Annotated in this window: 9 protein-coding genes; 6 read left to right on the top strand and 3 right to left on the bottom strand. The window is 61.6% G+C overall.

Going from position 1 to position 11,055, the window contains the following annotated elements; all coding sequences use genetic code 11:
• The first annotated feature begins 11 nt into the window (after positions 1 to 11).
• Positions 12 to 2,933 carry a hypothetical protein gene (locus K5L94_RS13485; RefSeq protein WP_053450034.1) on the top strand — a complete coding sequence of 974 codons (2,922 nt, stop codon included), beginning with the start codon at positions 12 to 14 and terminating at the stop codon, positions 2,931 to 2,933.
• 59 nt (positions 2,934 to 2,992) lie between these two features.
• Here the strand turns inward: K5L94_RS13485 and K5L94_RS13480 are convergent, their stop codons facing one another.
• The gene (locus tag K5L94_RS13480) at positions 2,993 to 3,904 is read right to left on the bottom strand and encodes a formylglycine-generating enzyme family protein (protein ID WP_053450033.1); all 912 of its coding nucleotides are present in this window, start codon (positions 3,902 to 3,904) and stop codon (positions 2,993 to 2,995) included.
• A 287-nt stretch (positions 3,905 to 4,191) separates the two neighbouring features.
• Positions 4,192 to 5,103: a formylglycine-generating enzyme family protein gene (locus K5L94_RS13475; RefSeq protein WP_080374934.1), complete on the bottom strand. Its 912-nt coding sequence runs from the start codon at positions 5,101 to 5,103 to the stop codon at positions 4,192 to 4,194.
• Between the two features lie 131 nt (positions 5,104 to 5,234).
• Here K5L94_RS13475 and K5L94_RS13470 point away from each other — a divergent pair, with 131 nt between their 5' ends.
• Complete coding sequence (locus K5L94_RS13470) at positions 5,235 to 6,218, top strand: DUF6708 domain-containing protein (RefSeq protein ID WP_204275086.1); 984 nt, start codon at positions 5,235 to 5,237, stop codon at positions 6,216 to 6,218.
• Between the two features lie 8 nt (positions 6,219 to 6,226).
• Entirely contained in the window at positions 6,227 to 7,270 is a 1,044-nt protein-coding gene (locus K5L94_RS13465) for a DUF6708 domain-containing protein (RefSeq protein ID WP_148564974.1), read from the top strand.
• Between the two features lie 87 nt (positions 7,271 to 7,357).
• On the opposite strand, the gene K5L94_RS13460 is transcribed toward K5L94_RS13465, so the two are convergent.
• Positions 7,358 to 8,077, bottom strand: coding sequence for a hypothetical protein (locus K5L94_RS13460; RefSeq protein WP_053450029.1), 720 nt, complete (start codon positions 8,075 to 8,077; stop codon positions 7,358 to 7,360).
• A 239-nt stretch (positions 8,078 to 8,316) separates the two neighbouring features.
• Between K5L94_RS13460 and K5L94_RS13455 the strand changes: the two genes are divergently transcribed.
• The 3 genes from K5L94_RS13455 to K5L94_RS13445 all read left to right on the top strand — a co-directional run bounded on the left by K5L94_RS13455 (position 8,317) and on the right by K5L94_RS13445 (position 11,040).
• Positions 8,317 to 9,198, top strand: coding sequence for a M15 family metallopeptidase (locus K5L94_RS13455; RefSeq protein WP_239510805.1), 882 nt, complete (start codon positions 8,317 to 8,319; stop codon positions 9,196 to 9,198).
• 102 nt (positions 9,199 to 9,300) lie between these two features.
• A complete protein-coding gene (locus tag K5L94_RS13450; protein ID WP_006451293.1) occupies positions 9,301 to 9,561 on the top strand; it encodes a PAAR domain-containing protein in 261 nt (86 codons plus the stop codon).
• Positions 9,562 to 9,603: 42 nt separating this feature from the next.
• The gene (locus tag K5L94_RS13445; protein ID WP_274510647.1) at positions 9,604 to 11,040 is read left to right on the top strand and encodes a hypothetical protein; all 1,437 of its coding nucleotides are present in this window, start codon (positions 9,604 to 9,606) and stop codon (positions 11,038 to 11,040) included.
• Positions 11,041 to 11,055 lie beyond the last annotated feature (15 nt).

Raw genomic sequence — 11,055 nt, 5'->3', positions numbered from 1 at the left:
AGGAAGACACCATGGCAACTGGAAATTTCAGACTCTATTACCTGGCTGACAACGGCCAGCAGCGTCCTGCCGCGAAGGTCCGCTACCGGATCCTGCAGCTGCCTGATCGCAACGAGGTCGTCAATGGAACAACCGACGCACAGGGCCTCACGAAGTTCGTGAATACCACGCCGAATCCGTTGCAGAACCCGTTGGACAAAGGTGTCAAGCCTGCTACGCAGGTACCGTTCCTTCCGCCCTCAACAATACGATTCCAACTGGAAGTCTGGGACTTCGACCAGCGCAAGTGGGCGCAACCGGACTTCGCTGGCCGCCAGAAGAAGGCGGTCTCGCACGACATCGAGCTTCAGCTCAACAGCACCATCATGACGATGGCACCGATCCAGTGCGCGCTTGAACTGCAGCCCTATTTCCGGGTGAAGTTCCAGATGCAGGCCGACCAGAAGGCGCTACCCAATGCCCCTTACCTTGCCTATGCGGTGGATGCAAAGGGACGCGAAGTTGCTGGCAACGACGCGGCGGGCCGGCCAATCAAAGGAAATACCGACAAGAACGGCATGACGCCGCGCATTACCTGCAACGGGCGTCGTCGCTTCAATTTCAATCTGCCGGGAAGCAAGGTCGGCCGCAACACTGACATGCTGGAGCCATTGATCAAGGGACAGTCCACCACGCTATATGTGCTTGGCATGAAGAGCCAAGTAGCCATGAGCGAGTCTGGGCAGGGGCGGACAGCCAGAGTCGACGGCAAGATCAGCGCGCCCGCAGTTCTCAACGCCGAGGCACGCGAGCTGCTGTTGCTGACGCCGGATGTCTGGAACGAGTTCGAAGAACTCAGCGGCATGATCGAGAATACGATGGCCGGTCTGCACCGATCCAGGGCGAATCTTGACAATGCGTTGCAGGGGCGCGATGCCGAAGCAGTAGCCGCCGCCGAAAAGGCGTTGGGTATTGCTGAAGACAATGTGGCGAAGATGCTGAATGACAACTTCTCGAAGCTGACAGACTTGAAGGAGGTTGTCACCTTCGAGACCTACGACAAAGGCAGGCACGCAGGCAACGGAAGTCTGGCTGATCGTTCCGGCCTACGCCGTCGCTACATTCCCGCCAAGAAGTACGAGGAACTAAAGAAGCGGCGGATCATGGGTATTCCCACAGCGGTGAACACCTCTGTCGGCACCAAGGTCAAAGGTGGTCCGGTCAGTGGCTCCAGCGAGGGCAAGCACGAGGTGACCGGCACCAAGCCATTCGACGCGGCGGACTTCAAGAAGTCAATCCGTTCCATCACGCTGCAGGCGAAAGCCGAGACAAAGATGGATCCGTTCGTCTTCGACATCATCGACGCCGGCGGCAACGAGTTCGTGGAGCACGTCCAGAAAAGCGATTCATATGAAGTTGCGAGCGCTTCGCAGTGGCTGCGTTTTGTTGCGGGCGCAGGTGCCAGCAGCGCTGCTACGTGGAATCCTTCAAAGGGAGTTGCGGCAGCGAAGGCTGAGGCCAATGCCTCTGCCAAGTTGATTCTGTTTGAGGGGAAATGGACGCACAGCTACTCCGTTCCAAGCATCAAGGGATGGCAGATGCAGTTCGGGGATGTCGATCTTGGAGCGATCGTTTTTGTACTGGCCTGTGAGCTGTACGGGTTCGTTGGCGCCAAGGGCACGCTCGCCGGCTCTGCTGAAATCAAATACGTAGGCAAGAAGCCCGTTGCTACCGCCCAACAGCGTGACCGTTCGCAATCGCTCGCCGAGAATTTTGACAGCCAGCGGGGGCTGCCGCGCGCGCAGCTTGATCCAGCCCGGGTGCGCATGCTGGGCATGAATGAATCGGCTCCGAAGGGGAGCGGAGCGGGTGTTCAGCTGACCGCTGAGGTTTTCGCAGGCGTGGAGGGGGGGATCACGCCTTCTGGTGATCTGCGCTGGTTGCCGCCAGATCGCAAGGAACCTGTGAGCTTCGCCAAGATTGCATTGGATGTGGCAGTCAATGCGGGCGCAGGCGCAAGCGCGCAACTCAACATTTACTTCAACAGCGGGAAGTTCCGCATTCGTGCATCTGCACGACTCTGCTGGGGTGTAGGCGCAAAGGGGGCAGTGGATTTCGCCGTGGACGCAGGTGGCATGCAGGAATTCGTGAAATGGGTGTTCTACCAGTTGGCCCACTCCGGATTCATCAAGCTTACCTATATCGCGCAGGACGCATTCAACGTTCTCTCCAAGTTGTTGTTCATGGTCGTTGCAGAGGATAGCAGCATGGGCAAAGCACTGGCTCAGACCATCGACGAGATCAATGATCGCTTCGACAGGCTGCAGGGGAGGCTGCAACGGGCGAGCGCTCGTGATGCACTGGTCAATCGAATCAACAGCAAGCCGGACTGGCTCATTTACGCAACACCAGAGACCAGGGGGATGCTGCTTTACGCCGTTACCCGACACTACCCTGAATCACATGCGCGCAATCTTCCTGAGTTCTCTCCGGGTTGGGGCGACATCGAGATCCACGCGCTGCCAGGGCACAAGCAGGCTGTGCTGAACATTCTGCAGCCGGTCACATCCAGGCCGGAGTGGATGAATGTCATGCAACACATGACGATCGAAGGAAAGCGCCGGCCCGACGGCGGCAAGGCGGAAGGTGACGTGGTGCGCTTCCTCGATTACGGCTACTCGCTGAACAATGATCTGCCCAACGTGTTCGGGACGATGAACAAGCACTCGCGCGACAAGGTCGGCGATGTGGGGAATTCCTATCTCCAGTCCTTCCTTGAGAAGCGCGCAAAGTTGCTCAATGAGTTCCCGAAGGGATACGAGGTGGCTCAGATCATGAACATTGATGATCCAGTACAGCTGGCTGCGTTGGACGGCACCGAAGCTCCGACTTTCGCAATGATGGATCCCCCGGGACTATGGTTGGATCGTGACGATCAGACCATGCTTGCATGATGCCGCCGAGCGGCGATGTATCGCCGCTCCCTGGTACTTCAGACAGCAGGCCCCAAGCCTTAGTCCTGAGTAACGCAGCGGAATCCATGGCTCCTGTTCTGATTGGAATCAATCTCGCTCCCATCCGTATCCTTGTGCCTTGGAGGATTCGGGAGGCGATGATCGCGAGTGAAAGTCATTGAAACCAAGGCGAGTGAGTCGCCGCCGCGATTGCTGTTTCCCCGGATGACCTTCTCTGTGCCGCTCTTTGGGCCGGTGGGATTTCTTGAATCACCGCCGGAGTATTCAGCTTCGTACCAATCCTGGACCCATTCGTAGCCATGGTCGATCATGTCGTATAGACCGGCTGGGTTGGGAGGGAACCTGCCCAAGGCAGTTCCGCTACCGTCCTCATATTGGGAATAACTCGCGACATTGCGACCATCATCAACGGTGCCTGTATCGGTCGGATACACAACCATCTTCCCACCGGAGCGCGCCGCGAACTCCCACTGTGCCTCGGTGGGAAGTGTCAGCTTCCGACCTGATGTTGCTCCGGCCCAGTTGCAGAAGTCCACAGCGTCCTGCCACTTCACTCCCGCCGCGGCCTTGAGGTCAGCACGATATCGCTTTGCGTCAAGCGCTGAGGTGCCTACCCTTGGGCGGCCAGTCGCGTCCGTGAAAGCATCAAAATCTTCAATCGAAACTTTATGCGCCATGATCGAAAAACCGTCCAGCGTGATTTTCCGGAGGACGTCATCATTCATCGCTCCACTGTAGGGCAGCTTGTCCTCGTTGTGCACGGGGCCAAAATCACCCATCAGGAACGAGTCACCCTTGATCGGCACCAGGTCCGACATGATCTTTTGCTGAGTAGCTGTACCGGAGCCACGGTCCACTTGGACAGATGGTCTTTCCTCCTTGGCGCATGCAGTGGTAGTAAGCGGCAGGGTGGCGAGCAGGACGGCTGTCCGAAGTGAAAGCATAGACATGAAGAATTCCTTTGGCCGAGCACTGCATAGTAGCAGCGGACCTGGCGCACTAAGTGAATACCCCGTCGCAACGAGAAGGCTGCGATTGCGCCATCTTCAGGTCCGCCCTGCCCAGTATATGATGCGCTTGCCAAGCTCTCCGGCACTCATCGGGTGATAGATGCGACTTTGTCGCCCCTTCATGGCTCTATGGCTGGAGCAGGTCGACTAGGCAGTGCTCGGGTGAAGCTTGGGGTGCGGCAGTATCTCGCCAACCGCCCTATGCATCCGGCTCGAATCCTCCGCCCTCAGTCCCGATTGACGCAGCGGAACCCGTGGCTCGCATTCTGATTCGCATCAATGTCACTTCCGTGGGCGTTCTTGAGCTTGGGGGGATTCGGAGGCTGGTGATCGCGCGCAAACGTCATGGCAACAAATACAAGTGAATCACCGCCACGACTGTCATTCCCTCGAATTACCTTCTGGGTACCCTTCTTCGGTCCAAGAGGATTTTTTGCATCACCTCCCGTGTAGTTTTCCTCGTACCAATCCTGTACCCATTCATAGCCGTGATCTGTCATGTCGTACAACCCTGCCGGATTGGGAGGGAACTTGCCCAGAGAGGATCCGCTGCCGTCATCGTACTGGGAATAGCTCGCGACATTGCGACCATCTTCGATGGTGCCTGTATCGGTCGCGAACAGAACCATCTTGCCTCCTGACCGTGCCGCGTACTCCCACTGTGCCTCGGTTGGGAGTGTGAGCTTACGACCCGACCCCTTCCCAGCCCACGTGCAGAAGTCCAGGGCATCCTGCCACTTCACTCCGGCAGCGGCCTTGGGATCGGCACGATAAAGCGTCGAGTCAATCTTCGAAGTACCCACCCTCGGGCGGCCAGTAGCGTCCGTGAAAGCATCAAAATCCTCAATCGACACTTTGTGGGCCATGATCGAAAAGCCGTCCAGCGTGATCTTTCGAAGCACGTCATCGTTCATGGCTCCGCTGTAGGGCAGTTTGTCCTCGTTGTGCACGGGGCCAAAATCACCCATGAGGAACGAGCCTCCCTTGATCGGTACCAGGTCAGATACGACCTTTTGTTGCGTAGCTGTACCGGGGCCGCGCTTCGCTTCGGACGGGGAATCTTCCGCCTTGGCACATGCAGATGTAGTGAGTAACAGAATGGCTAATAGAGCTGCAGTCCGGGGCGAGAGTGTGGACATCAGGGACTTCCTTGGCCGAATGATCCATGCTATCGCGCTCGCCCAGCCAGTGCATCCCGATCGAGCGGAGTGCACAATCACGTGGGCCCGTCGGTGGCGACACTGGCCGCCCAGTAGTCGCATGGCATGTCATGCTCGCCAACGCTGCGGGAAAGGGAGATTGGATGTATACCGGATGGATGCGCGATTTTCCCGTGGGACGTCCACTTTCTCCCCAGGAGAGTGCATCGCGTTTCAATGTACATGCCGCTCAATCCGTGGCGCCCGCCGAACACGCCTGCCTGGTACGCTTCAATTCGACCTGCATCGAGCTGATCGATCGCCGCTTCCGTCTGCGGGGAATGGTGTCGACCACGGTAGTCCTGCTTGGCACGCTGGGGCTGTTCCTGCTCGGCTTCTTCCTGCTCTTCACTCTGGTCTTCCCCAACCTGGAGGGGGACATATGGGACTGGGTGATGTACGGCATGGTGGGCGCTTGCGTGGTCGGCGCCCCCGCACTGTTCTGGCATATCACCCTCCGATACGAGTTCTTCACCTACGTCTGGTACCCGACGAGATTCAACCGGCGCAACCGGAAGGTCTACTTCTTCATGGGCGGGAAGGAGGGCGCGGTGTCCGTCCCATGGGATGAGGCCGTCTTCTACATCGGGCAAGGAACCAGCGAGGAGTTCCTGCGTGACCTGCGGTGCAGCATCGTTGAGGATCATCTCGTCAAGCGGACCTTCGCTGTCGGTCACTACTTCGATGACGAGTTGAAAATACGTGGCATCTGGGAGTTTGTCCGCCGCTACATGGAAGAAGGGCCCGCCGAGGTGGTCGACACCATCGACGGTCGGCAGATGAACCTGTCGGTCAAGCCTTCCCTGCGCAACTGCTATCTGTTCGTGGTCGCCAGCCTTGGGCCGGCCATGCTGAGTGCCCGGTTCATGCTTATGCCACTGCTGCTGCCCTTGGTGCTCTGCCGGTGGCTGGTCCTGAAGTCCTGCCGTGTGCCAGTGTGGCCGCAATGGGTGCAGGATGAGTGCGAGGTCGACGCGAATGACCCTCTGAGGCTGGCCGAGCCTGAGGTCATGGCGCAGTCGGAGTGGGATCGTCGTTCAACTCGATCAGGATAATGCCGCAGATGAGTCAGTTCGCCGGCTGGCTTGCCCAGCGCTATCGCAACAACCGCCCCCTCTCCCAATATGAAGAAGGTGCCGATGTGCGCCAGTTCGACTCTTCGGCGTTTACGCCGATCAACAAGGGCATCATCGGATTGGATGCTGACTCCATGGAGTATGTGGATCGGCATTTCTTATACCGCGGATGGGCTCTGATGGGTGGCAGCGTCTTTGTGGTGCTGGGTGCAATCTTCATCATTGCGATGCTGCACGCGGCTATCTCCACCGAGAACAAAGCTCAGTCACTTGATGCCATCTATGCTGCCGTCGGCGTTAGCACCCTGGCTCTCGCGTTTGTCGGATTTGTCTTCTGGATGCTGATACTGCGGGACATCTTCCGCTACCAGTACTACCCCATCCGCTTTGACCGAACCACGCACCAGGTGCATGTCTTCACAGGCGGACGCAACAAGGTGATTTCAGCGGCCTGGTCGGATGTCCGCTTCATCATTGGCAGGGACAAGCCCGCTGGGCCCGGTGACGACTACACCTACGATCTCAGGGGCCTGGTGATGCGCGGCGATCAGGTCGTGCACACCTTTGCGGTAGGCTCGGATTGCGGTTCGAACCCTGCCGTCGTGCTCGCGCACTGGGAAATGATCCGGCGCTTCATGGAGCAGGGGCGTTCCGCGCTTCCGTTCCCGCCGTTGCAGCTCTACACCTCAGTGGTGCCGAGCTTCCGCAATGCGTTCATCATTCATGTCTCTTCTGCGGGCGCAGGGCTGATGTGGATTGCACTGCCGCTCACCTTGCCCTGGGCGCTGTTCCGCTTCCTTGCGATGAAGCTGTGCCGCAAGCCGGTCTGGCCGGCGGCCGTGACCCGACGTGGAACATCCGAGCCTTCCGATACGCCGCCGCTGCGTGCGCCGGCCGTATACGGGCGAGTGGATCATGCGGGCGGCCGGGCGGATCAGATGGATCGATTCTGGAAGGAATCGATCGCTGCTGCGAAGGCCCGCAACGATGAAGTGCGGCAGCAGCTCCTGCAGGCAACGAGCCGGGTCTGACAGAAACTGCGCTCGGCAACGTGTGCGGGCTGGTAGCGGTCTTCGGGTACAGCAGAGTCGAGCATGGCTCGACTCTACAAAAACGCGTCACATCGCCGGGCAGGCCGGGTCCTTGCCGCTCACCGCTGCGCAGATCCGGCGGCGGCAATCCACGCCCTTCAGCGACGCGGGGCTGGGGCAGGCACGCAGCTGAGCCTGGATGTTCGATTCGGTCGATGCGGACTTCTTGCTGGCCACGCGCTCGAAGGCGGCGCGCTCGTCTTCGGTGCGTTTGCGCTGGTCGGCCTCGATCTGTGCGATCAGGTCGTCCATGCTTTGCGGTTGGGCATTGGCCTTCGTTTTGGCCTTGGCCTTGTCCTCTTCCTTGATGATGCCGAGCAGGGTGCCGAGCAGGTTTTCATCGCCCTTGCTCTTTGCGTCGCTCTGCGTTGCGGCACGCGAAGCGCGTGCGGCAGGCGCAGGACTACGTGCGGCCGCCCCGCTCGCTGCAGTCGCCGCCGATGGGGCCGCAGCGACCGAAGCGGCATCAACGGATGCAGGCGCTGTGTCTGCGGCAGGTGCAGGCAGGGCCGGCTCACCGGCGGTGGCCGGCGCATCGACGATCATGGCAGCGCCGTCACGCGGGGCGCCCGCCGGAATGTCCGGGTGCCCGGTGGCATGGGCCGGATCCGGTGTGAGCGAATACTCGCTCGGTTCCGGATAATCGCTGCTGCCGGAGAAGCCCCAGACGGCCAGCCCGGCAAGGGCGACGACAACGGCGCCGATGCCCAGCCATAGCCCCAGGCGTCGATTGCCACCGGCCGACACGCGCGCAGCACGAGGGGACGCGGTTGCCTGCCGGCCCTCCATGTCTGCCAGAATACGGCCCGAATTCGGGGCCTGGCCCTTCGCCTGCGCTCCCCCTGAGAGCAGACTTGGCCGATTGATTCCGCCATTATTCAAGTGCATCCAGCCCTTGGTTTGACTCGGCATCTGCCGAAGCGAATTTCCGCATTCTTAGTGAAAGGCGGTGGGGCGTCAACCAGATTACGAGTCAAGGAGGACCGGTGTTGCCAATCGTGGTTGCTGCCATTGCCGTTGTCGCACTTGTGGCGGCGGTGTGCTGGGTGTTGCTGTTTCCCGAGACCGTGGAATCGCTGCGCCAGGCACTGTCGCGCCGCTTGGGCGGATTCCGTCGCAAGGCGGGTCGGGTGGGCGATAAAGTCGGTCATGGTGTTACCCGGGTGCGCAGTGGGGTTCGTGAAGAAGCCGGCGCTGCGCACAGTGCCCTTCGGCGGCATTGGCCGATTATGGCGATTGCGGCAGCGGCGCTGCTGATTCCTCCAACTGTGATATTGATCACACGTCAGACGGTGGTGCTCGAAGATTTTCGCGGCGATGATCTGGCGGAGTCGAGTTCGATGGTCGCCCAGCTGCTGCGGGGGGAGCGCCTGACCCCGCCGCCGCCGCCACCACCGGAAGTCTTCACCACCGCCGAGGTGCGCCGCCTGCGGCCTGAAATTGTGACGGCAGACCGCAAGTGGGATCAGATCGATGCCGACCTGCAGCAGCGCGTGCTGGCCATCTATGAGGTGATGCGCCGCCAGTACGGTTACGAGATGGTGCTGATCGAGGGTTACCGCAGTCCGCAGCGGCAGGCCGAGTTGATGGCCGGAGGCAAGGCGACACGTGCCGGCGCCTGGCAGAGCTGCCATCAATATGGGCTGGGCGTGGACAGTGCGCCGATCCGGGATGGCAAGCTGCAGTGGGACATGAACGACGAGTGGACCAAGCGTGGTTACTTCCTGTACGGCGAGCTGGCTGAACAGGCAGGCCTGGACTGGGGTGGAAACTGGCGCAGCATCAAGGATTATGTTCACGTGGAAATGACAGCGCGTTGCCGCGCGGCCCGTGCGGCCAAGCGTGAAGAACTGTCACGCCAAGGGTGATAACCGCATGGCGGTGCTGGTATGGTTACCGCGATGATCTGGGTCGCCGGGGAACAGGGGGCGATGGAGCGCCAGGTCACACAGGATCAAGGAGCATGATGGATGGCACGACCGTTTATCGTCGTCGGTGACAAGCTCAGCCACGGAGGCAGCGTGGTGGCAGGCACCGGCCAGACCGATATCAATGGCAAGGCGGTGGCCCGGGTGGGCGACCGTGCAGTCTGCGCCGTGCATGGCGCAACCTCGATTGTCAGTGGTGACGCAACCGTCGTGATCGATGGTCAGCCGGTGGCGCGCGATGGCGACCGCACGGCGTGCGGAGCGACGCTGATGGCGTCACAGGCCACCACTGGCCTGCGCTGAACGACGCGGTCGACGGGAGCAGCGCATGGAGCACGGCAACTGATGGCGGGATGGCTGGGCAAGGCAGCGTCGGTGGTGATGGTCTTCATCGCCACCTGGGGCGCGACGATTCTTTACTGGCGCAACAGCGGCACGGTACCGACCGGCATGCAGATGCTGGCCTATCTGGGGCTGCTGCCGGTGGGGCTGAGTGGTGCCGGCTTCATGCTGCGCAACGCCGCGCGGCGCGGCGCCGATGTGGCGTTGCAGAAAGCCGGTGAGGATCGTTCCGGCCCGGCCCCGGCCGAACGCGAGAGTGTCGCTGGCGCCCCGTCGGGCGTGCCTGCCGTTGCGTTGCTGGCCGGCCACCTGCGCCTGGGCATGGACCTCGATGCGCAGGCCCTGCTGGCGGCTGCGGCGGCGCCACCGCGCCCGGTGCTCGACGGGCGTTTCCGCGACAACTACAACCTGCCGGTGCGGATGAGCGCAGCACCTGATCTGGACGAATTCGAAGTCCTGCAGGTGCGCCAGGACGGTATCGATACCGCCGCGCACGAACGGCGTGCACTGGCGCTGCTGCGGCCGGTGCTGGAACGCCTGCTGGAGGCCGCCTTCACGGCCCTGCCGGAGATCGAAGCCTCCGAAGAGGTGGTGGTGGCCGGCCTGCGCCGCCGCGATGAGCAGCGCGTTGAGAATGTCCTCACCCTCGAATTGCTGGTGCCGGGCAGCTGGTCCGATGGTTTGCGCCCGTGGGTACAGGAGTGGCTGCAGCAACAGGCGCGTAATGCCGGCCTCGATGCGCGCCGCTTCGACGTGCGCATTGCCGTGCTGGATGGCGCGCGCGAGGTGTGGCCGCATGTGCAACGGGTCATCGATGCGCTGGCGTCGTCGCCGACGCCACGCTGGCACCTGCTGTTGGCGGCCGCGTCCAGCATCGATGCCGGCATCGTCTCGGCCTGGCAGTCGGCCGGGGTGCTGGCGACGGCGCAGCGCACCGATGGCCACGTACCCGGTGAAGGCGCAGCGGGCGTGTTGCTGGCCAGCCAGGCTGCTGCACGTGAAGGCGACGCCCGGCTGTGGCGACCCCAGCTGGTCAGTGCCGAGCAGGTCGAGGGGCAGCGCCCGGCAGAACAGCGTCGGCAGCTGGCGGCGCTCGCCACCCAGTGGCATGCATCACTGGCGACCGATGGCGCCCAGGCCCAGTTCGTACTGCACGACGCTGACCACCGGGGCGACCTGATGGTGGATGCCGCTGCCATCGCTGCCACCCTGGCACCCGATCTCGATTTCAGTCCGCAGAGCCTGGCGCTGGCCATCAGCGCCGGCGAACTGGGCCCGGCGCTGCCGCTGGCCCAGCTGGCGCTGGCCCACGCGCAGCTTCAGCGCCAGAGCGAACCTGTGCTGCTGCTCGGTGTCGCCGACAACCAGCAGCGCCTGTTCGGGCTGGTCGATCCTCTTCCTTCCCCGACGCTGACGGCCGAGGCGCCGTCCGCTCCCTGACCCCTGGATCCCTGC

It is taken from the genome of Stenotrophomonas forensis (genome assembly GCF_028752115.1).
In the GTDB taxonomy this organism is placed as follows: domain Bacteria; phylum Pseudomonadota; class Gammaproteobacteria; order Xanthomonadales; family Xanthomonadaceae; genus Stenotrophomonas; species Stenotrophomonas forensis.
The sequence above is the reverse complement of the archived record's forward strand: the minus strand, read 5'-3'. Positions and strand labels throughout refer to the sequence as shown.